The sequence below is a fragment of the Cupriavidus sp. DF5525 genome, from assembly GCF_040149425.2.
In the GTDB taxonomy this organism is placed as follows: Bacteria; Pseudomonadota; Gammaproteobacteria; order Burkholderiales; family Burkholderiaceae; genus Cupriavidus; species Cupriavidus pickettii_A.
Genome location: NZ_CP168266.1, coordinates 1,268,755 through 1,290,375 on the forward strand (window position 1 = coordinate 1,268,755; position 21,621 = coordinate 1,290,375).

Sequence of the window (21,621 nt, forward strand, 5' to 3'; positions counted from 1 at the left end):
AGAACCTCAGGCAAGAAGTTGCTGCAGGAAAGGATGGCCTTCGTCGTCGCGGGGCGCTGCAGCGCGTGCCGAGCGGATCGTGTTGACCGTTTCCACGCAGTGGCGCGCGTCGTCCAGGCCGTAGCCCCGGCCCGCGAGTATCTCCCGGTAGCTGACGGTGTGCAGGTCGGTGAAGCCTTCTGAGAACTCGATCTCGGCGCCGTCCACGGTGATCGAGCGATAGGTCGGTTTCCTTCCCTTCACCGCCGCGGGCAGGTCGCCGGCATCGATCGAGAGGAACCAGCGCACGCGCGCATTCTCGTACTCGAGGTAGCCCGCCGCCTTGTTGTCCGAGCTGTGGTGCACGACATTGCGCTGCAGCTTGCCGAAGATGAAGTGCAGCATGTCGTAGAAGTGCACGCCGATATTCGTGGCCACGCCGAAGGATTTGCGCGTGTCGCCCTTCCAGCTCTCCATATACCACTTGCCACGCGAGGTGATGTAGGTCAGCTCGACCTCGTGCTTGTGCCCGTTGTGCTCGCTCGCGACCTTGTCCTTCAGGTCGAGGATGGCCTGGTGGTGGCGCAGCTGCAGAATGTTGAACACGCGCCGGCCGGTCTCTCGCTCGACCAGGGCAAGCTCATCGAGCAACTCGGGCGTGGGAACAAGCGGCTTCTCGCAGATCACATCGCAGCCCAGGCGCAGGCCGGCTGCGATATGCGGCTGGTGCAGGTAGTTCGGCGAGCAGATGGAGACGTAGTCCAGCGCCGCGGCGGGTTCGCGCCGCAGGCGCCAGGCATGGTCATAGAAGCGTTCGAATTCGGTGAAGAACTCGCTCTGCGGCGAGATGCTGTCGATGATGCCCACCGAATCATTGATATCGTAGGCCGACACCAGCTCATTGCCGGTATCCTTGATGGCCGTCATGTGGCGTGGCGCGATGTAGCCGGCAGCGCCGATCAGTGCGAATCGTTTCACGCTGGCGTCCCCGTGTGTTCAGGCCTTGACAATATTCGCTTGCGCCGCGCGATACTTGCCGCGGCTGTCGACGAGGAGCTTCGAATGCTGGCGGATCAGCAGGTAGTCGAAGCCGTCGTGATCGGTGGCCAGCACCACGGCGTCGAAGCCGCTGAGCGTTTCGCCGTCGACCGGCACACTCGACAGTTCGAAATGGTGCTCGCGCATCTTCGGGAACACAGGGACGTGCGGATCGCTGTAGGCGACCGTCGCGCCCCGCGCCCGGACCAGTTCCATGATCTCGACGGAGGGTGACTCGCGCATGTCATCGACATTCTTCTTGTAGGCAATGCCCAGCACCAGCACCCGGCAGCCCTTCAGTGCCTTGCCCTGCTGGTTCAGCCCCTCCATCAGCCGGCCGACCACATACTCCGGCATGGCCTTGTTGACTTCACCCGACAATTCAATGAAGCGGGTATGCAAACCGTACTCGCGGGCCTTCCAGGTCAGGTAGAAGGGATCGATGGGGATGCAGTGCCCGCCCAGGCCCGGCCCCGGGTAGTACGGGGTGAAGCCGAATGGCTTGGTGGAAGCGGCATCGACCACTTCGAAGATATCGATCCCCATCCGCGTGGCCACGATCTTCATTTCGTTGACCAGGCCGATGTTCACGGCGCGATGGATGTTCTCGAGCAGCTTGGTCATCTCGGCCGCCTTGGTCGAGCTGACCGGCACCACGCGGTCGATCGCCGCTTCATACAGCGCCATGCCGACCTCGCGGCAGGCCGGCGTCTGCCCTCCGACGATCTTGGGAATGCTGCGGGTTTCGAACTTGCCATTGCCCGGGTCTTCGCGTTCCGGCGAGTAGACCAAGAAGATGTTGCTGCCCACCTCCAGCCCGCCCTCCTGCACACGCGGCAGCAGTTCTTCCTCGGTCGTGCCGGGGTAGGTGGTGCTTTCCAGCGACACCACCTGTCCTTCGCGCAGGTACTTCTTGATGGAGTCCGTCGTATTGATGACGAAGCTCATGTCAGGTTCGCGATGCTTGTTGAGGGGCGTCGGCACGCACAGGATGATGGCATCGCACTCCGCTGCGCGCTCGAAATCCGTGGTGGCCTCGAACCCGGTCTCGCGTGCCCGGGCAATGCTGCGTGCGGGAATATGCTCGATATAGCTCTGGCCGGCATTGAGTTTGTCGACCTTGTTCTCGTCGATGTCGATACCCAACACGCGGAACCCGATCGCGCAGTAGCGCAACATCAAGGGAAGCCCGACATAGCCCAGGCCGACGATGCCGATAATGGACTCCCTGTTCTTGATCCGGTCGATGAGGTCTTTGGCGATTTGGCTCGACATGGTGGAATCTGCTTTGTTGTGGTGAATCGAAGAGGTCGATCAGGCCGGCCTGGCTACGAGGGGACAGCGCTGGGCGAATGGGCTCTGCTCCGATTGTAGAAGTGCCTCGACCGCCAAAAATGTGGAACTGTTGTCACCCACACATATGCCGGAACCTGCACTGGCTATTGGTTGGGAGCGCGGGTACCACGATCCCGGCGCCAGTGCCGGCGTGCCGGGACGGCGCTGCCAGACTAATGGACTGGCCAACGGAAGCGGAATCGTCCTAACGGTTATCGTCCAATCGACGGAGGCAGGACCACACCGTCCTGCACGCGACGCTGCACGCGCAAGCAATGTGCGACAGCGCACCGATGCTGGAGGCATGGCTTCCTAGGATGCCCCTATCGGGGGATCGGTGTCGTCGCGAATTCTCGAGCAGCTTGCACGAACTGGATGCAATCCGATGCTCATGCGCTCGTTCTTCAGGCCTCTTGCTTCTGACCTGTGAGTAGAGGTATCGCGCCAGCCGTCGCACAGGAGGCGAACATGAAAGTCGTGAGCATGCATAACGACGTTCCGGATGCCAGGGACGAGGGCGGCAAACCGGTCGATCTGACCGCCTATGTCGATGTGCTGGTGCGCTACCGCTGGACCTTTCTTGCTGTGGCCGGCATGGTCATCTGTGTCGGACTGGTCTATGCATTCCTCGCCAAGCCCGTCTATCGCACCGACATCATGGTGCAAGTGGAAGACACCAATGGCGACGCCGGTGCTGGCAGGCTGGCAACCGCCATCGCGCCGGTATTCGACGCGAAGACGGCGGCAACTGCGGAGATCGAACTGCTGCGGTCTCGGATTGTGGTAGGCAAGGCGGTCGACAACCTGCACCTCGATATCGAGGCCGCGCCACGCTATTTCCCCTTGATCGGCCGGGTCATCGCTGGCATTCATCCCGATCTGTCCACGCCCGGCCTGTTCGGCTGGGGCGGCTTCGCGTGGGGCAAGGAGTCGGTCGGCGTGGGCCAGCTCGAAGTACCGCCGCAGATGGAGGGGAGCAGGATCCATCTCACCGCGCTGGGCGGGAACCAGTACCGTGTCAGTTTTGACAGTGACGATACCAGGGCGACCGGCACCGTAGGCCTGCCGCTGACGATTGCTACCGGGCGCGGCACGGTGAAGCTCCTGGTCAGCCAGCTCGATGGCCGCGCCGGCAGCAAATTTGTGCTGCGCCGCCTGCCTCGCGCCACCGCCATCTCCAGGCTGCAAGAACAGTTGAGGATATCTGAACGCGGCAGGCAGAGCGGCGTGATCGGCGTAGCCCTGGAAGGCGGCTCACCGACAATGATCGCAGCCATCCTCAACGAGATCGCCTCGGCGTACGTCGACCAGAACGTTCGCCGCAGGGGCGCCGAAGCGGAGAAGTCACTCACCCTCCTGGAGCAGCAGTTGCCCCAGGTCCGACAGCAGGTCGAAGCAGCCGAAACCCGCTACAACGCGATGCGGGGCCAGCGCGGCACGATCGACCTGGGCGAGGAATCCAAGCTGGCCCTGGCGCAGTCGGTGCAGATACAGACCAGGCTGCAGGAGCTGCAGCAGAAGCGCCAGGAACTGGCCGCGCGCTTCACCGACAACCACCCCGCACTTGCCATCGTCGATGGCCAGATCGCCGGTCTGAACGCACAGCTCAATGGCGTCTCCGGGCGGATCCAGAACCTGCCCGATGTCGAGCGGAACGTGCTGCGCCTCATGCGCGACGTCAAGGTCAGCACTGAAATGCTGCAGTCCCTGCTCAACGACGTCCAGCAGCTCAGGCTGATCAAGGCCAGCAAGGTCGGTACCGCGCGCCTGATCGATCCCGCTGAAGTGCCGGTCAATCCGGAGAGTCCCAACCGCCGGTTGATCGCCAGCCTGTCCGTGGTACTGGGCCTGCTCGCGGGTCTGCTGGTGACGATCGCGCGGCGCTTGCTGGAGGGCGGCGTCGTCGACGCCGACGAGGTGGAGCGACAGACAGGCATGACCGTCTATTCGACCATCCCGTTCAGCGCACAGCAGGCGCGATTGCAGTCGGCGGACAAGGACGATGCCGGACTGCTGGCGCGCATGCTGCCGAATGACCCCGCCGTGGAGAGCCTGCGCACCTTCCGCACCGCGCTGCAGTTCGCGCTGGCTGGCAGCCACAACCGCGTCGTGGTGATCAGCGGCCCGGCGCCGGGCGTCGGCAAGTCCTTCATCTGTGCGAACTTTGCCGCGATCGCCGCCAGCGGACGCCGCGTGGTGCTGATCGACGCCGACCTGCGCCGCGGTGGCCTGCACCATGGCTTCGGCCTGCAGCGCAGCCCCGGGCTGACCGACGTGCTGATGGGCATGCCGCTGGAGCAGGCACTGCGGCATCAGGTAGTGAAGGGGCTGGATTTCATCGCGGCCGGCAGGGAAGCACCGCACCCGGCCGACATTCTGCAGAGCCCGGGCATGGACGCCCTGCTCGATGAGCTCAGGTCGCGTTATGACCTGGTCCTGATCGACACGCCACCTGTGCTGGCCGCCGCCGACGCGGGCATTCTCGCCGGCAAGGCCGGTGCGGTGTTCCTGGTGGCGCGCGCGGAAACGACCACCGCGGGCGAACTGCAGGCCTCCCAACGGGCGATCCGCCAGGCGGGTGCCGAGGTCAAGGGCGTGCTATTCAACGGCCTCAACGTCGAAGGCCGCTGGTATCGCTCGCACTATTACTATGGCAAGTATCGCTATCTCAGCGAGTACGGCCGCACGGAGAAGCACGCCTGAACGCAAGCGCGCCGGGAAATCGCGCTCAGACTGCCTTCGCCTTCCGCATCACGGAAATCGGACGCAAGCGGGGCCCTCGCGTCGACGCGAGAGCCCCTTATCGTAATCAGCGATTCCTTATGGATTGCGGAGCGAACGCAGGAACAGGTACGTCAGCAGTATGCGTGATGGTGTCTTCTGAATAAAGAAGTAAGGCTGCTGTCTGGCTCCGAATGCCCTGAAAAAGCGCTCGACCGGCTCCAGCATCGACCCTTCGAAGTCAAACGTGCGCGCCACGCCCGAGGCATGGCGGATCGCTTCCCACATGCACAAGCTGGACGCGCCGCTGGTCCGGAGCACCGGGTCCGAGCCTCCCATCAGGTAATAGGCGACGCGCCCGTCCCAGACCAAATAGACGCCTGCATGACGGCGGCCCAATTTATCCTCGGCAATGAAGATCTTGCGTGCCCCTCGCGCCGCACACGCAGCGTCAAGGCGGCGTACGTAGTCGTCCGTGTAGGGTAGCCGCATGCCTTGCCGGGTGAAGACCTGCCTGTTCAGCTTGATGAACGCCTCGATACCAAGGTCGTCGCGCACCTGAAGGCCATGGCGAGAGCCCGCCTTACGGATTTCGGCCCTGATGTTGGGCTGCATGCCATTCCAGATTGCATCCGTGTCCGACAGGTCATCGAGCACGTAGGTGTACTTCGTGGTCTGGCGGAATCCCTTCCAGGCGAAGGGTAGCCAATTGGTCTGGCTGGCATCCCAGTGCTGTTGGAAATGGTCGAACGGCGGCAGCTGCGCAATCAGTTCGTCCATCAACTCCTTCTGTTGACCCAGCACCCTCGGTGGTTTTCCGTCCATCGGTGCCAGCCACGGTCCGGCCATCTTGGCCAGCGCTGGCTGGGCAATGACTGAGAACCCGAACATGCGCCGGGGGGCGTAGGGCAGGCTTGCGACCACCTGGCCACCGCGTTCAACCAGTGCAGCACTCCAGTTCCCGGGGCCGGCGGTGGCATCCAGCCACCACGCCTGGCTGAATAGCGGAATATATGGAGTGGTATTGCAATGCTGGCGGTACCGGCCTTGCGCCGCGTCACCCGCAACGTCGATTTCAGGGATCTGCCCGATGGCATCAGCGGGCCCGATTGCCGCCGGAGCATGGGGACCGGCACGGTGGTCAGTGTCCTCTTGACGGACGGGGTGGGCAGTCGGCTGGGCAGGCTCCGTCGCGACACGGGCAATCACATTCGACATGTTCATCCCTTCTTTCCATGCCGTTAGCCGGCTGTTGAGATTGGAGCACTTTGGCTGGGGCAAGACGGCTGGGCGGCTTTGGCAAACAGTCGCCAGCATGGCGGGGGCATTTCAACAGCGTTCACGCTCGACATGCCCCTCGCCTCCGATGGCAGTCCGCAGCGGAAGTATGAATGCGCGGAGCATTGCAGTGACGCGCGACATGGCCCAGATTCTAGGGCCTTTGCGTCTGATCTGGGCGAGTAAAGGGTGCGGCTGTGTGCCTTCCCGTACCAAGCATCGGTTTGCATCGATGCCTGCGGGAGCCGCACAGAAGACCTACCCTCGCGTACCGCTCGTGTGCTCCCCTCTTCCGCTTGCGGGAGAGAGGAGCAAACCGTCGGCGTGTACACGCTGCCAGGCTATCTCAAAGCCCAGCGGAGCATCGCCACTACATCCCTCAAACGATACGGATCGCTACGTCAATATTCCCCCGCGACATCTTGGAGTACGGACAGATCTGGTGCGCGCCCGCCACCACCGCCTCGGCAGCTTCCCGCGGCACGCCCGGCAGGCTCACGTTCAGCCGCGCCTGCAGGAAATATCCGTCGTCATTCATCGCAAGGTCCACTTCCGTGTCGACCGCGACGTCCGCGGGCAGCACGATATTCTGCTTCGCCGCGGTTTTGTTCATCGCGCCGATAAAGCAGGCCGACCAGCCGGCCGCAAACAGCTGCTCCGGATTGGTGCCGGCGCCGGCGCTGCCCGGCCCCGACAGCTTGATATCGAGCCGGCCATCGTCGCTGCGCGCGGCGCCTTCGCGGCCTCCGGAAGTACGGGTCTTGCCGGTGTAGATGATCTTTACGGATTCGGTCATGGCATGGTCCTTATTGAGGATGAAAAAAAAGCCTGGCCAGCGTGCACCGCTCAGCCAGGCAGGAGGGGAAATCAGGCAGCGGCGTGCAAGGCGGCGCGATCGCCATTGGCCGGCGCATGCTCGCTCTCGGTATAGCCGTCGCGGTTGCTGATGCGGGCGATGGTGGCGGCGTCGCCGGCACCGCGCGCGCCGTCCGTGAAGACATCGTGCGTGCCGATGCGTGCGCCGTCGACAAAGGGACTGCGCTCACCGGCGCGGGCGCCGTCCGTGAAGGCGTCGCGGTCGGCCGTGCGGGCCGCGGCGATGCCGCCGACGTCATGGTCGCCCGGACGTACGGCGGCGGAGGCGGCCTGCGCGGTGGCGCCCAGGGCGGCGGCGATGGCCACGGTGGTCAGGATCTGGCGGGCCAGGCGGGAGAAATTGGTAGAAGGCATTTGGACGCTCCGTGTGTCAGTTGCAGGGCTCGGTCGATGGGCCGTTGCCGCAACGAACGGCGTGGCCGGTATCGCGGCGCCGGCTGGGAGATCGGTGATCTGCCGTTGCGCCGCGCCACGAGATGCATTGAAGCCGACCGGTGTATCTGGCAAATAGCAGGACGGCGCCGGAATGGTCAGCGCACGTATCTCCGCTGACGCCAGATACAAAGCCATACAAAGCGACGGGCGAGCGCCAGCGGCGGGACGGCCGCAAGCCACCTAAGCGCGGCAGGAAGAAGGGGAGCGAAGGAAGGAAAGACAACTGCCGCCGGGCCCGCCGCCGATGACGGCCCCGGCACATCGCGCGCTAGGCCGGCAAGGTCAAGGTGGCCTGCAGCCCACCCCCATCGCGATTGGCCAGCGCCAGCGTGCCGCCCAGCGCCTGCGTCAGCTGCTGCGCGATCGCCAGTCCCAGGCCGGTGCCGCCGGTGCCACGATTGCGCGAGGTCTCGAGGCGGTAGAACGGCTGCATCACCCGCTCCAGCTCGGCCTCCGGAATGCCTGGCCCCCGGTCCCTCACGGCGATGGCCAGCGCGCCATCGGCCTGCCGCGAGACGGCCAGTGTTACGTCGCCGCCGAACTTGACCGCGTTGTCGATCAGGTTGGCGAGGATGCGCCGCAGCGCCTGCGGGCGTGTCAGGATCGGCGTGCCGGCCCTGCCATGGACGGCAATGTTGTGCCCGGCGTCGAGATAGTCGCCCGCCAGGCTGTCGAGCAGCGCATCGGGGTCGATGCGCGCCTGGGCCTCGCTGGCGCCGTGCAGCGTGCGGGCATAGGCCACGCCTTCGCGCACCAGGTGCTCCATCGCGCGCAGGTCGTGGTAGATCTTGTCCTGCGCCTCGGATGGCTCCATCAGGTCCACGCGCAGCCGCATGCGCGTGATCGGCGTCTGCAGGTCGTGCGAGATCGCGGCCAGGATCTGCACGCGCTCGGCCAGGTAGCCGGCAATGCGCGCCTGCATGGCGTTGAAGGCGGCTGCGGCGTGGGCGACCTCGGCCGGGCCGCTTTCAGGGAGCCGGTCGGCCTTAAGGTCCGGGCCCAGGTTCTCCGCCGCGGCCGCCAGCTGGTGCAGCGGCCGCGTCACCAGCCGCACCGCCATCCAGGCGCAGCCGGCCAGCAGCGCCAGCTGCACCGCCAGCAGCACCGGCAGCCAGGACGACAACAGCGTGCCGGCCGGATGCACGTCGATGGTCAGCGGATTGCCGTCGCGCAGCCGCAGGTGGACCTGGAAGCGGTCGCGGCTGCCGGGCGCCTTGCTGGCAGTGACCTCGTAGCGGCCCTGCAATGCCTGCGCGATGGTGTCCACGGCCCGCCGCGCCCGCTCCGAACGCGGCGGTTCGCCGGGCGTGCCGGCATCGAGCCGGTAGCTGTAGTTCTGCCGCCGCATCCGCTCCAGCCAGGCGCCGCGCTTCTCCGCCGGCAGCATGTCGAGCATCGCCACCGAACTGGCCACGTCCATCTCCAGGTTGCCCAGCATCAGCCGGTCCGCCACCTCCCGGCGCTCCATCATCACCAGTCCGAAGGACAGCCCCTGCGCCAGCACCAGGCCGACCAGCAGGATCACCATCAGGCGCGCGAACAGCGTGCGCGGCCACGCCAGCACCCTGCGCGCGCCGCCGTTCACGGCCGTGCCTCGCGGATCTCGACGGGGGCGGTGAAGACGTAGCCGCCGTTGCGCACGGTCTTGATGTAGCGCGGCTCGCGCGCATCGTCGTCCAGGCGCTGGCGCAGGCGGCTGACCAGCAGGTCGATGGAGCGCTCGAACAGCTCGGCATCACGCCCCTGCGTCAGGTTGAGCAGTTGGTCGCGCGTGAGCACGCGCTGCGGATGGTCGACGAACACGCGCAGCAGCCGGTACTCCGCACCGCTGAGCGCGACGATCACGTCCTGCTCGTCGAGCAGGTGCCGCGCGGTAGTGTCCAGCCGCCAGGGCCCGAACGCCAGCATGCTGGCCGCCTCGGTGACCTGGAGGTTGGGCGGCAGCATGCGCGTGCGCCGCAGCACCGAGCGGATGCGCGCCAGCAGCTCGCGCGCGGCGAAGGGCTTGACCAGGTAGTCGTCGGCGCCCATCTCCAGCCCCAGGATGCGGTCGGCCTCTTCGTTGCGGGCGGTCAGCATCAGCACCGGCAGGTGGCGGCGCTCGCTGGCGCGCAGGTCGCGGCACAGCGCCAGGCCGTCTTCGCCGGGCAGCATCAGGTCGAGCACCACCAGGTCGACCGCGCCATTGTCCAGTCCTGCGCGCATCTCGCGGCCGTTGGCGGCCAGGGTGACGCGCATGCCGCTGCGCTCGAGATACGCGGCCACCAGCTCGCGGATCTCGCGGTCATCGTCGACAATAAGGATATGGTCCTGCTGGGTCATGGGGCGCCTGCAAAACGGGGCGGAATGGTCGGGTGGATGATCGGGCGGCCATGCGCGGCCTGGGCCCGGGTGCCGCCATTATGCGGCGGCGGGTGGAGCGCTTTGTATCGCTCTGTATCTGGAACGGGGGCAGACATGAAACATTGCAATCTGACCCGGTTCCGGAAACAACCGGGATACGCACGGGCGGTGGAATGCGGCTAACGCACCTCGCCGTGCCCGCCACCCTGTCCGGAGCCTGAACCATGTACCCCATCTTTCGCACCCTGCTCGCCACCACGGCCGTCGTCGCGGCCGTCTATGCCGCGGCACCTTTTGCCGCACCGTCCGCCGGACCCGGCGATTACGGCAAGGCCCCGGAGTTCACCGGCATCGAGAAGTGGCTGAACTCCGAGCCGCTGACCGTGGCCGGGCTGCGCGGCAAGGTCGTGCTGGTCGATTTCTGGACCTACGAGTGCATCAACTGCATCCGCACGCTGCCCCATGTACGGCAGTGGTACGACAAATACCGCGACAAGGGGCTGGTGGTGGTCGGCGTGCATACGCCCGAGTTCGCCTTCGAGAAATCGACGGCCAACGTGCAGGCCGCGATCAAGCGCTTCGATATCCGCTACCCGGTGGCGCAGGACAACGCATATGCCACCTGGAACGCCTGGCGCAACCAGTACTGGCCGGCGCTCTACCTGATCGATGCCAACGGCCAGGTGATTTACAAGCATTTTGGCGAAGGCAATTACAAGGAAACCGAAGCGGCGATCCAGCAGGCACTGGCTGCGCGCAAGTAAGCGCGCGGCCTTTCACGCACAATCCTTCCATGCACAACAACAAAGGGACATCGTCATGCCTGAATCCATCAACCACCGCCGCCGGCTGCTGTTCGGCACCGCCGCCATCGCCATCGCCGGGCTGGACCTGATCGGCAGCGCGCACGCGCAATCCGCCGGGCCCGGCGGCGCCGGCGCGCCGCCCGCGTTCGGACCGCTCAAGCAGGTCGACGCCGGCGTGCTCAATATCGGCTACGCCGAAGCCGGTCCCGCCGGCGGCCCGGTGGTGATCCTGCTGCACGGCTGGCCCTACGACATCCACAGCTTTGCCGAGGTGGCGCCGCAGCTGGCGGCGGCGGGCTACCGGGTGATCGTGCCCCACCTGCGCGGCCATGGCACCACCCGCTTCCGCTCCGGGCAAACCCCGCGCAACGCGCAGCAGGCCGTGGTGGCGCTGGACATCATCGCACTGATGGATGCGCTCGGCATCGCGCAGGCGATCCTGGCAGGCTATGACTGGGGCGCGCGCACCGCCAATATCATCGCCGCACTCTGGCCCGAGCGCTGCCGCGCAATGGTGTCGGTCAACGGCTACCTGATCAACAACCGCGAGCGCAACAAGGCGCCGCTGCCGCCGGCGCTCGAGCATGGCTGGTGGTACCAGTACTACTTCGCGACCGAGCGCGGCCGCGCTGGCTACGAAGCCAACCGGCGCGACTTCAACCGGCTGATCTGGAAGGCGAATTCGCCTCGCTGGGACTTCAGCGACGCCACCTTCGCGCGCAGCGCGGCATCGTTCGACAACCCCGACTACGTCGCCATAGTCATCCACAACTACCGCTGGCGGCTGAGCCTGGCCGAGGGCGAGCCCGCCTACGACGCGCTGGAACAGCACCTGGCCGCGGGGCCGGTGATCGGCGTGCCGACCATCACGCTGGACGGTGATGCCGACGGGGTGGTGCCGGCCACTGACGGCAAGGCCTATGCGGGCAAGTTCTCGGGCAAGCGGCTGCACCGGATCATCCGGGGCGCGGGGCATAACCTGCCGCAGGAAGCACCGGAGGCGTTTGCGCAAGCGGTGCTGGATGTGGCGAAGCTTTGAGCGGTCGCGCCATCCGCCGGCTGCGGTAGCAGGTTTCGCCGCGGCCGGATGGGCGCTTGTCACGCCCGGCGGCCACTACTGTCGCCCCCGGCCACGTTGTATCCCGGCACTGCATCAGGACGCACAGGATTCCTCTTAGCTCACCTGGTGACTACCGATACGATATCGTGAAGGTTGCCGCCCCCTTGACCAGCCCCGCACCCATCGACGAGGCGGTCTGGATATAGCGAACGCCGAGCGGAATACTCATCGCAGTGCCGGCCGAAGTGCCAGCCTGCCATTGATTAAGATTGCCCGCCACAGCCGAATCCGGACCATAACTCACCACCGTGCTTCCGCTGAGCACCTGGAGTCCAACGCCAGTCGCGGTGGATCCGTTCGCCAGCGATAGCGTGCTGCCAGTGTTTCCCGGTGTGGTGGCATCCGTCAGCGTCACATACACCTTCGGTCCCGCCAAAGGGCAGTCAAGATTGATTGCAAATGGCTGCACAGCTGATGTCCCGTTGATCCCGCCCAACGCGTTGCTCTTTATTGCCGGCATCACCACATTAATTACCGGATTCGTCACAGTACAGGTGGTGGGTTTTAATTGCACTGCCTGCCGCAACTTACCAGTTCACGAACACCGTATTGCCATCGCCGGCAAGGATTGCATATTGCCAAGGATTTATTGGGCCGCTGCCACCAGCGTTGCTCGTCTTGATAATTTCACCGGTAAAATACACAACAGCAATCCAATATACGCCGAGAGCGTACGAATACTTCTCTACAGAAGGTACATACCAGAATGGAGTACCCGAGCTATTTTGTTGCGAAAGTCGCAAACCATAGCCCGGAACTCCAATATCGTAGACATTGGTATAACCAGGAACCATGGAACGGGTCCCGCTATGGAATTGAGTCCCGCCTGACGAGTCGCAACTCAGAATACTTCTGTGAGAGCCATCAATGGTTTGAGCGCGTGCAACTGTTTGTCCAACAGCCACATCTCGCCCAACCACAATAGTCGAAGGAAAATTCAGAACAATCTGAGTAATCGGTGCCAACCCAGTGCAAGTTGCCTGAGAATTATTTGAAATTAAAGCGATCAATATCAGAAACAAAACGTTTGACAATTTATGCTTAAACATATCCATTTCCCAACATATTAGACTTATGGTGATCGGTGGGCGGATATGCTACGCGGTGCGCAACGGGCTGACGTAAGCCCGGCATGGGCCCTCATGGTCCTGCCGCCGCTGGTCCCTTCAGCAGCGGGAACGGGTTGATCGCGCCGCCCGCGGTGTAGATGCCGTAGTGCAGATGCGGCGGCGTGCCGCGCGCATTGCCGGTGGTGCCGACATAGCCCAGCACGCTCCCCGCCGCGACGATATCTCCAGCGCGGATCGAGGCGTAGTCGTCGAGGTGCGCGTAGTAGTGCAACTGCCGGCCCGGACCCATCACCCACACCACCTTGCCGCCCAGCCGGTTGGTGCCAACGCGCGTGACGATACCTTCGGTCGCCGACAACACCGGGCGGCCGCGCGGCGCAAAGATGTCGATGCCTTCGTGCTTGCGGCCGCCCGAGCGCATGCCGTGCCAGGTATCGCGCAGCGCGCGTTGCGCGACACCTTCGACCGGCACCGGCAGCGCCACCAGCGCCGCGCGCGCGGACAGGCGGGCGGCGTAGATCGCGCGTTCGAGCTGGGGCTGCAGCCAGGGCCAGGCGGCCCAGACCATGGCGGTCAGCGCGGCGAGCCATGCCAGGCGCGAGAAGGTCCGCGCGTTGGATGGGGAACGGGTTTCGGGAGGAGACAAAGGCATACCCGCTTCGACGGTGGTGCGGGCGACAAATTCCGTGCTGCCCCTTGCCCGTGGGCTGGTCGCCGCCCTGATTGCGTCCTTCACAGCACTTTTTCCCGCGCATTGCGGCGAACCAACCCCCGCCGCACCGGTCTTACCACGACCGTTTCACAGCAAAGAGGAGAAACCATGGATTGTCCGGTATGCCCGCAGACGCAACTCGTGATGTCCGAGCGCCAGGGTATCGAGATCGACTATTGCCCCAAATGCCGCGGCGTATGGCTGGATCGCGGCGAACTCGACAAGATCCTGGAGCGCTCCGCGGCCCCCGCCGCGGCAGTGCAACCCGCCGCGATGCAAAGCCCGCCGCCGCAGCAGCAAGGCTACGAGCGCGGCTATGAGCAGGACCGCAGCCACGGCGACCGCGACCGCCATTACGAGCGCGAGCAGAAGCACTATCGCAAGAAGAGCATCTGGCAAGAGTTGTTTGATTGACCCTCGCTTGTCCTGACCCGGGCTGACACGCACGGCAGGCCGCCGGTGTGCTCCTCTTCCGCCTGCGCGAGCGGGGCCGGGGGACAGGGCAGGCGGTTCAACAAGCATGGTGTCCTGGGTCATCCAACACCCGCCAAACTCACCCAAGGGGCGACATGCAGTCGCCCCTTTTTCGTTCCTCCCTACCCACCCTTGCGCCGCCCCCTGCCTGCCTCCGCCGCGGCATCGCGCAACTCCGGCGGCAACGCCCGGATCTCGGCCGCAAAGAACGCACGCTCCGCTGCACGCAGCGAGGGCAACTGTGCAACCAACCGCTCCGCCGCGGCACAGGCCTTCGCCGTCGCGCCCTGCTCATGGGTGAGGTACCACGCCGATTCCAGCAGCAGGTTGGCCAGCTGCAGCGGCCCCAGCCTGACGTGGCCGGCGTCATGGTCCTCCAGCGCGAAGGCCGCCACCGCGGACCAGCGCACAAAGCCCTTGGCCGGCGCGAACGGCGCGTGGAAGGGACGCAGCGCATCGATGGCCTCGGCCACCGAGAGCGGCCGCTGGCGGCGGAACGCGGCCATGCTGGCCGCCGCCGTCGGCACGCCGCTGCCCTCGCCCTTCCCTGCCTGCGGTGCGTCCGGTCCGCTGCTGCCGCGCGCAATGCGCAGCAGGAAGATTGCATTCCAGGCGGTGCCGCCGCCCACGCCGAAACGGTCGCAGATCCATTCCGACAACCCCAGCCAGCGCATCGCCTGCCGCTGCACCGCGCCCGCCGACAACTCGCGTGCCGCATCGATCCGCCCGTGCCGCCAGAACAGCCACAGGCACAGTCCAATATTGGCGGCGGCATGCTGCACGGCATCGACCGAATCCGCTTCATAGGCCGCCTGCAGCGCGCCGGCAAAGGCATCCAGCGCCCGCTGCGCGGCCTGTGCCGGCGGCACCGCGCCGGCGCCTGGCGCTCGCATGGCCTCGGCCTTATGCAGCAGCGCTTCCAGGTTCAGCACCTCAAAGCGCAGTCGCGGGTTGTAGCGCACCACCAGCCCCAGCTCGGCATCGGCGCGCAGCGCGGCCAGTCCCGCGCCGGCGCCATCGTTGTCCCCGCGGGTGTAGCGCTCCCACGCGCTCACCACGTGCCCCATGGCGGCGAAGGTCGGCATCGCCGCGCTGATATCGCCACCCTGCGCCAGCCGGTCGAAGCGCCGCAGCGCGGCCCGGCTTTGCTCCAGCCGGCCGCAGCGGCGCCACGCCAGGCTCTCCTTGAGCAGCGCCAGCGCCTGTTGGAAGGCGTCGGCGGCGCTGCGCTGCGCCGTGCGGAAGAATTCCGCCACGGCCGAGCCGTGCGCGCCGGCATAGCCGTCCTGCGCGCTGCGCATGGCCTGGGTCAGCTGGCTCCAGAAGGCCATGTCGCGCATCACATAGCCGACGCCGTCGATGCTGCCTGGCGCGGGCGCAAGCGCCGCCGCGCTGAAGCCCAGGTGCCGGGCCACTGCAGCCGGTCCCACGGTGCGCCCGTGCACAATGAAGCGCAGGCGCCGCGCGCTCGCGGCCGTGATCCAGAACGGCCCGCGGCTGCGGTGCGCCGGGTTGGCCGTGTCGGGATCGCGCCGCGCATCCGCACCCCACCCGACCGCCACCTGCCAGCGCGCAAAGTCGGCAAACGCGCGCGACACCAGCATGCGTAGGTTGGCCGCCGCCGGGAACGCGCAGCGCACCGCCGACGCCGGCACGCTGCCCTCCCCGGCTCGCTGCGCGTGCCAGATCCGCGCCAGCAGCCACACCGACTGGTAGCGCGCTGGCTGGCCATCAACCCGGTACGGGGCGGACAGGTCGATATGGATGAGGGCGGGAGTGGCTGGCATCGGGCAATCAGGCGTGTTGGTGGCGCGACCCCGGCATGTTACGCAAGTTACAGCGGCGCCGGTTGGCGTTGCCTGGGCGCTCTCCTATGCTGCGCACCACGGTCCGGGCCCGGATTGCCACTCAACTCCAACTCTCCACTGCCATGAACCATCGCCTCGCCCGTTTGTTGACACCGGTGGCCGTCGGCCTCGGCCTGCTGGTTTCCACCCTCGCCGCTGTCGCAGCCCCGAAGGAAGTCCCCCTGGAAGCCGCGCCACTTTTTCGCGAGACCGGCACCGCCGGCACCATGGTCATCTACGACCTGCGGCGCGACCGGATGCTGACGTACAACCCGCAACGCGCTGCCACGCAGTACTCGCCGGCGTCGACTTTCAAGATCCTCAACTCGCTGATCGGCCTGGAAAGCGGCGCCGTCGCCGATGTCGACCATGACAAGCTGCCATGGGACGGCAAGGTCTGGCTGGTCGGCGGCAAGGCCATCCTGCCCGAGGCATGCAACGCCGAGGTGCCGCTGCGCGTGGCCTTTCCCAACTCCTGCGTTCCCGCCTACCAGGCGCTGGCACGGCGGGTGGGCAGCGCGGCGTACCGACGCTACCTGAGCGCATCGCACTATGGCAATGCCGACAGCTCCGGGCCGGTCGACCGCTTCTGGCTCAACGGCACGCTGCGGATCTCGGCCTACCAGCAGATCGACTTCCTGAAGGGGTTGGTGCAGCGCACGCTGCCGTTCTCCCCGGCCACGTTCGCGGCCGTGGACGACATCACGGTGATGGAACGCGGCGCCGGCTACACGCTGCATGCCAAGACCGGCTGGGCGGATTCGGCGCAGCCTGCGGTGGGCTGGCTGGTCGGCTGGGTCGAACGCGGTGGCGACAACTACCTCTTTGCGCTCAACCTGGACCTGGTGCGGCCGGAGCATGCCAAGGCACGGATGGAGATTGCACGCGCCGCGCTGCGGCAAGCGGGTGCGCTGTCAGACTGAGGCGGGCGCTTCCTGGCACGGGCTGCCTGGAACGGTAGGACGGCGATGAAATTCAGGCCAAGAGACATATACAGACCGCCTGACCGGTCTCAGCCCGCTGGTTGCAGAAATATTTGCCGCCGGCCGCATCCAAACGGCCGGCTGGTGAGTACAAGCCAATGCAGCCTGCCGGCTGCGTGCACCCTAGCCAAACCAGGAGCCAGACCATGATCCGCCCCACCCTGCTTGTTCCGCTTTCCGCCTGCGTCGCGCTCGCCGCCTGTGCCAGCGACATGCGCCACGGGGGCATGATGGCCGCCCCCGCGGTTGCCGACACCATCCGGGTACCTGCCGGGCACCAGCTCGCCATGCAGACGGTCGGCACCGGCGAGCTGCGCTATATGTGCCGGCCCAAAGCCAATGCCGGCGACCAGTTCGAATGGGCCTTCGTGGGCCCCGACGCCGTACTTAGCGACCGCGGCGGCAAGCCCGTCGGCAAGTACTACGGCCCGCCGGCCACCTGGGAGTCGAACGACGGATCGAAGGTGACCGCCACCCAGGTTGCGATCGCGCCGGGCGGAGATGGCAATATCCCCCATCAATTGGTCAAGGCCAATCCGGCGCAAGGCAGCGGCATGATGACCGGCGTGACGTATATCCAGCGCGTGGCCACCCGCGGCGGGGTTGCACCGGCAGCGGCCTGCGGCGCGGCCAACAGCGGCGCTACGCAGACGGTCCGGTACCAGGCCGATTACCTGTTCTGGAAGGCGGCGGCCTGAGGCAGGCCGGGCGATCGCCGGCAGCTGGAAGCAGGACGCGTTCGAGATGCAAATCGACGAAGCCGGCAGCCTCACCGGCACCAATACCAGCGGCACCCGGGTCTGCACGCTGCAAGGCGCCGTGACGCTGGCGGAGCCTGGCTCGGCCAAAAATCATTATGTCGTGGATGTCGTGGCGGGTACGCCGCCAAAGCCCGGGACAACTTCCTGCGGGTTGTCGGCCTGCCTGCCACACACGGGCTATGCCGCGATCCGGTTCATGCCGGCCGATAGCAGCATCCTGGTCACCAAGGACACGCGCTACAAGCACACGCTGGTGATGTCCGGCCGCACCGGCACCGGCGGGTACTTCGTCACGCAGATGTCGAAGCAGTAAGCCACACGGCGGCGGCCCCGGCGCTGCGAACGGGCCACCGCTAGGCCTTACCTGTCAGCTGCCTCAACCGCTTCTGCACGATCTCCTCATGCAGCGTCAGCGCGGCCTCCAGCGTGGGCGACCCAAAGCTCTCGTTGTCCTGTTCCCCCATGCCCGTCACGCGCGTGACAAAGAGCACCGGATTCCCCATCGCCTCGGCGACGCCCCGGAAGCGCGTGGTGACCGTGGTGCCGCCGCTGTCCTCCAACACGGTGCGGCGGAATACCGGGTCGTTCTCCTCCATCCAGCGTTGCCATTCTTCGCGGCCGGCTACCTGAACCGGCCGGTTCCTTTTGTCGAGGATATAGAAGTGGCTCCAGTTGCCGGGTTCTGCACGGGCTTTCATTGGGGCTCCCCGTTGCCAGTCGTTGCCTTTCCACGCTAGCCGCCGCCGTGACTGCACGCAAGGCGGCGGCGGGCGCGCCCCGCCGCCCGGAACGGCTCATGAGGCGAATACGCCCTCCGGGTTTTCCCGTGGTTGAGTTCTGGGCCCCGGTATCATTTAATTCAGCATGAATTAATTAATACCGCTCGCCCCTGAAGCGAGCCGACAGGACGGAGACAAGATGACCGCATCCAAAGCGGGCCGTGGCGTGAATTCCGCCAGCCTGCGCCTGTATAACGAACGCGCGCTGCTGCTGGCACTGCGCCGCGCCGGCGAGGCCTCCAAGGCCGACCTGGCGCGCATGGCGCAGCTGACCAACACGGCGGTCGGCAGCATCGTGCAGACCCTGGCCGAAGAAGGCCTGATCGAGCAGGCCGGGCGCCGCACCGAAGGCCAGCGCGGCCAGCCTGCCAGCCTGATCCGGCTGCAGCCCAAGGGGGCCTTCGGCATCGGCGTGCGGCTGGACCGGGGCAGCATAGAAGTGGTGATGGTGGACTTTGCCGGCCATATCCTGGCCAGCCGCGCCCATCAGCTGGTGCTGCCCCACCCCGACCAGGCGCTCGAGACCGTGCGGCACGACATCGCGGAGATGCGCGCCCTGCTCAGCGCCGCCGAACAGAAGCGGTTGCTCGGCATCGGCGTGGCGCAGCCGTACAACCTGGGCGCCTGGCTGCGCGAACTCGATGTGCAGGGTGAGGCCTTCCAGGCCAGCTTTCGCGCCTGGGACCAGGCTGACTTCCCGGCGATGCTCAACGCCGCCACCGGACTGCCCGTCTTCAGCGAAAACGACGGCACCGCCGCCGCGGTGGCCGAACTGTTCTACGGCCGGCATCACGCCCAGCACTTCCTCTACGTGTTCCTCGGGCCGGCCATCGGCGGCGGCGTGGTGCTCAACGGCGACTGCGTGCGCGGCGTGTCCGGCAATGCCGGCGATATCGCGATGATGCCGGTGCCCCCGAGCACGCTGTCATCGGCGCCCGCCGTGGCCGGCAACGGCAGGCGACGCGACATCCTGCTATCGCGCGCTTCCCTCAACGCGCTGACGCGCCACCTGCGCCACCACGGCGTGACGGTCAACGGGCACGCCGACCTGCAGCGCCAGGTCGAACTGGCCCACCCGGCGGTCGAGGAATGGATCGACGACTGCGTCGATGCGCTGGCCCCCGCGCTGCAATCCGCGCTGGCGGTACTCGACGTGCCGCTGGTGATCTTCGACGCGGATATCGACGGCGGGCTGGTGCCCACGCTGATCGCGCGCCTGCAGCAGGCGCTGGACGAGAGCGCGCCCGAAGCGCGCGCCCCCGCCACGGTGGTACGCGGCTGCTTTGGCGCCAACGCCGGCGCGGTCGGTGCCGCATCGCTGCCGATGTTCATGAACTTCTCGCCGCGCGCCGAACTGCTTCGGGGTGCGTCCGCCATCGTTCCGGAGGCAAGCCATGCCATTGTCTGAAGCCATGGGGGCGATGCCCCTGCCGCCGCACCTGCACGCCGCGCAGGCAAGCGGCCCCGCTCCCCTGCTCGAACTGCGCAATATCTCCAAGACCTTCCCGGGCGTGAAGGCGCTCAGCAACGTGCAACTCACCGTCCATGCCGGCGAGGTCCATGCGCTGATGGGCGAGAACGGCGCGGGCAAGTCCACGCTGATGAAGATCCTGTCCGGCGCCTATATCGCCGATGGCGGCGGCGAATGCCGCATCGGCGGCGCGCCGGTGGAGATCGACGGCCCGGCCACGGCGCGCGCGCATGGCGTGGCCGTGATCTACCAGGAGCTGAGCCTGGCGCCCAACCTGAGCGTGGCCGAGAACATCTACCTGGGCCGCCACCTGCACCGCCGCGGCATGGTCGACCGCGCCGGCATGGCGCGCGGCTGCGAGGCCACGCTGGCGCGGCTGGGGGCGGATTTCACGCCGGAGACGCCGGTGCATACGCTGTCGATCGCGCAGCGCCAGCTGGTGGAGATCGCCCGCGCGGTGCATTTCGAGACCCGCATCCTGGTGATGGACGAACCCACCACGCCGCTGTCCACGCGCGAGACGGATCGGCTGTTCGCGCTGATCCGCCAGTTGCGCGCCGAAGGCATGGCGATCATCTACATCAGCCATCGCATGGCAGAGATCGATGAGCTGGCCGACCGCGTCACCGTGCTGCGCGACGGCTGCTTCGTCGGCACCCTGGAGCGCGAGCAGCTGACGCGGGCCGCGTTGGTCAAGATGATGGTCGGGCGCGACCTGTCCGGCTTCTACACCCGCACCCATGGCGAGGTCGAGCCGGGCGAGATCATGCTGTCCGTACGCAATATGACCGACGGCCGCCGCGTGCGCGCGTGCAGCTTCGACCTGCGCGCCGGCGAGGTACTGGGCCTGGCCGGGCTGGTCGGCGCCGGCCGGACCGAACTGGCACGGCTGGTCTTTGGTGCCGATGCGCGCACCGAGGGTGCGGTCTTCGTCGCCGGCACGCCGCTGGCCGTCACCAGCCCGCGCCAGGCGATCGATGCCGGCATCGCCTACCTGACCGAGGACCGCAAGCTGCAAGGCCTGTTCCTGGACCAGAGCGTGCACGAGAACATCAACCTGATCGTAGCGGCGCGCGATGCGCTGCGCGGCGGGCGCCTCAACCGCGCCAGCGCGCGGCAACGCACTGCCTCGGCGATCCGGTCGCTCGGCATCCGCGTGGCGCATCCGCAGATCAATGTGGGGTCGCTGTCCGGGGGCAACCAGCAGAAGGTGATGCTGTCGCGCTTGCTGGAAACGCGGCCGCGCGTGCTGATCCTGGACGAGCCCACGCGCGGCGTGGATATCGGCGCCAAGGCGGAGATCTACCGGCTGATCAATGAGCTGGCGCGTTCCGGCGTGGCGGTGCTGCTGATTTCCAGCGAACTGCCAGAGGTGGTCGGGTTGTGCGACCGCGTGCTGGTGATGCGCGAGGGAGAGCTGGTTGGCGAGGTGCCGGGCAGTGCCGATGCCGCGGCCATGCAGGAGCAGATCATCGCGCTTGCCACGGGGGCCGGCCAGCCCACCCTGCACTAATCGAAGCGGGCTGTTTGCTCCCCGCTCCCATGAAGTGGGAGAGCGGAGCAAACAAGCGATTTCGGAAACGCCATAGCAAA

General features: G+C 66.4%; 21 protein-coding genes. 9 read left to right on the forward strand and 12 right to left on the reverse strand.

What is annotated here, in order from left to right; translation table 11 throughout:
- Positions 1-6: 6 nt before the first annotated feature.
- Both wbpB and wbpA read right to left on the reverse strand, forming a co-directional pair.
- On the reverse strand, positions 7-957 hold the full coding sequence (gene wbpB, locus ABNX08_RS27055; RefSeq protein ID WP_022538779.1) for a UDP-N-acetyl-2-amino-2-deoxy-D-glucuronate oxidase: 951 nt from the start codon (positions 955-957) through the stop codon (positions 7-9).
- 18 nt (positions 958-975) lie between these two features.
- Positions 976-2,292 (reverse strand): UDP-N-acetyl-D-glucosamine 6-dehydrogenase, encoded by a 1,317-nt coding sequence (gene wbpA, locus ABNX08_RS27060; protein ID WP_022538780.1) that lies wholly within the window; start codon positions 2,290-2,292, stop codon positions 976-978.
- 528 nt (positions 2,293-2,820) lie between these two features.
- On the opposite strand from wbpA, the gene ABNX08_RS27065 reads away from it, so the two are divergent.
- Positions 2,821-5,055, forward strand: a complete 2,235-nt coding sequence (locus ABNX08_RS27065; protein ID WP_022538781.1) for a polysaccharide biosynthesis tyrosine autokinase — start codon at positions 2,821-2,823, stop codon at positions 5,053-5,055.
- Positions 5,056-5,172: 117 nt separating this feature from the next.
- Here ABNX08_RS27065 and ABNX08_RS27070 read toward each other — a convergent pair whose 3' ends face one another.
- The 5 genes from ABNX08_RS27070 to ABNX08_RS27090 form a co-directional block, all read right to left on the reverse strand.
- A complete protein-coding gene (locus ABNX08_RS27070; protein ID WP_022538782.1) occupies positions 5,173-6,297 on the reverse strand; it encodes a GNAT family N-acetyltransferase in 1,125 nt (374 codons plus the stop codon).
- Between the two features lie 433 nt (positions 6,298-6,730).
- A complete protein-coding gene (locus tag ABNX08_RS27075; protein WP_022538783.1) occupies positions 6,731-7,147 on the reverse strand; it encodes an organic hydroperoxide resistance protein in 417 nt (138 codons plus the stop codon).
- A 71-nt stretch (positions 7,148-7,218) separates the two neighbouring features.
- Complete coding sequence (locus ABNX08_RS27080) at positions 7,219-7,581, reverse strand: hypothetical protein (protein WP_022538784.1); 363 nt, start codon at positions 7,579-7,581, stop codon at positions 7,219-7,221.
- A 349-nt stretch (positions 7,582-7,930) separates the two neighbouring features.
- The gene (locus ABNX08_RS27085) at positions 7,931-9,190 is read right to left on the reverse strand and encodes a HAMP domain-containing sensor histidine kinase (protein WP_051370022.1); all 1,260 of its coding nucleotides are present in this window, start codon (positions 9,188-9,190) and stop codon (positions 7,931-7,933) included.
- 53 nt (positions 9,191-9,243) lie between these two features.
- Entirely contained in the window at positions 9,244-9,984 is a 741-nt protein-coding gene (locus ABNX08_RS27090) for a response regulator (RefSeq protein WP_022538786.1), read from the reverse strand.
- A 245-nt stretch (positions 9,985-10,229) separates the two neighbouring features.
- On the opposite strand from ABNX08_RS27090, the gene ABNX08_RS27095 reads away from it, so the two are divergent.
- Positions 10,230-10,769: a thioredoxin family protein gene (locus ABNX08_RS27095; protein ID WP_022538787.1), complete on the forward strand. Its 540-nt coding sequence runs from the start codon at positions 10,230-10,232 to the stop codon at positions 10,767-10,769.
- Positions 10,770-10,824: 55 nt separating this feature from the next.
- Positions 10,825-11,850, forward strand: a complete 1,026-nt coding sequence (locus ABNX08_RS27100) for an alpha/beta fold hydrolase (protein WP_022538788.1) — start codon at positions 10,825-10,827, stop codon at positions 11,848-11,850.
- 151 nt (positions 11,851-12,001) lie between these two features.
- Here the strand turns inward: ABNX08_RS27100 and ABNX08_RS27105 are convergent, their stop codons facing one another.
- The 3 genes from ABNX08_RS27105 to ABNX08_RS27115 all read right to left on the reverse strand — a co-directional run bounded on the left by ABNX08_RS27105 (position 12,002) and on the right by ABNX08_RS27115 (position 13,653).
- Positions 12,002-12,445 carry a fimbrial protein gene (locus ABNX08_RS27105; RefSeq protein WP_349606712.1) on the reverse strand — a complete coding sequence of 148 codons (444 nt, stop codon included), beginning with the start codon at positions 12,443-12,445 and terminating at the stop codon, positions 12,002-12,004.
- Between the two features lie 13 nt (positions 12,446-12,458).
- Positions 12,459-12,980 (reverse strand): hypothetical protein, encoded by a 522-nt coding sequence (locus ABNX08_RS27110; protein ID WP_349606710.1) that lies wholly within the window; start codon positions 12,978-12,980, stop codon positions 12,459-12,461.
- A gap of 91 nt (positions 12,981-13,071) precedes the next feature.
- A complete protein-coding gene (locus ABNX08_RS27115; protein WP_374063719.1) occupies positions 13,072-13,653 on the reverse strand; it encodes a M23 family metallopeptidase in 582 nt (193 codons plus the stop codon).
- A gap of 168 nt (positions 13,654-13,821) precedes the next feature.
- Between ABNX08_RS27115 and ABNX08_RS27120 the strand changes: the two genes are divergently transcribed.
- A complete protein-coding gene (locus tag ABNX08_RS27120; RefSeq protein ID WP_022538790.1) occupies positions 13,822-14,127 on the forward strand; it encodes a zf-TFIIB domain-containing protein in 306 nt (101 codons plus the stop codon).
- A gap of 182 nt (positions 14,128-14,309) precedes the next feature.
- On the opposite strand, the gene ABNX08_RS27125 is transcribed toward ABNX08_RS27120, so the two are convergent.
- On the reverse strand, positions 14,310-15,974 hold the full coding sequence (locus ABNX08_RS27125; protein WP_022538791.1) for a hypothetical protein: 1,665 nt from the start codon (positions 15,972-15,974) through the stop codon (positions 14,310-14,312).
- Between the two features lie 143 nt (positions 15,975-16,117).
- On the opposite strand from ABNX08_RS27125, the gene ABNX08_RS27130 reads away from it, so the two are divergent.
- The 3 genes from ABNX08_RS27130 (at position 16,118) to ABNX08_RS27140 (ending at position 18,091) form a co-directional block, all read left to right on the forward strand.
- Positions 16,118-16,957, forward strand: a complete 840-nt coding sequence (locus ABNX08_RS27130; RefSeq protein WP_022538792.1) for a penicillin-binding transpeptidase domain-containing protein — start codon at positions 16,118-16,120, stop codon at positions 16,955-16,957.
- A gap of 206 nt (positions 16,958-17,163) precedes the next feature.
- Positions 17,164-17,715: a DUF3455 domain-containing protein gene (locus ABNX08_RS27135; RefSeq protein ID WP_022538793.1), complete on the forward strand. Its 552-nt coding sequence runs from the start codon at positions 17,164-17,166 to the stop codon at positions 17,713-17,715.
- A gap of 46 nt (positions 17,716-17,761) precedes the next feature.
- Positions 17,762-18,091 carry a hypothetical protein gene (locus ABNX08_RS27140; RefSeq protein ID WP_022538794.1) on the forward strand — a complete coding sequence of 110 codons (330 nt, stop codon included), beginning with the start codon at positions 17,762-17,764 and terminating at the stop codon, positions 18,089-18,091.
- A 40-nt stretch (positions 18,092-18,131) separates the two neighbouring features.
- On the opposite strand, the gene ABNX08_RS27145 is transcribed toward ABNX08_RS27140, so the two are convergent.
- A complete protein-coding gene (locus ABNX08_RS27145) occupies positions 18,132-18,476 on the reverse strand; it encodes a hypothetical protein (protein ID WP_022538795.1) in 345 nt (114 codons plus the stop codon).
- 220 nt (positions 18,477-18,696) lie between these two features.
- Between ABNX08_RS27145 and ABNX08_RS27150 the strand changes: the two genes are divergently transcribed.
- Both ABNX08_RS27150 and ABNX08_RS27155 read left to right on the forward strand, forming a co-directional pair.
- Positions 18,697-19,965 (forward strand): ROK family protein, encoded by a 1,269-nt coding sequence (locus tag ABNX08_RS27150; protein WP_022538796.1) that lies wholly within the window; start codon positions 18,697-18,699, stop codon positions 19,963-19,965.
- A gap of 13 nt (positions 19,966-19,978) precedes the next feature.
- Positions 19,979-21,541: a sugar ABC transporter ATP-binding protein gene (locus ABNX08_RS27155; RefSeq protein WP_041681796.1), complete on the forward strand. Its 1,563-nt coding sequence runs from the start codon at positions 19,979-19,981 to the stop codon at positions 21,539-21,541.
- The last annotated feature ends 80 nt before the right edge of the window (positions 21,542-21,621 follow it).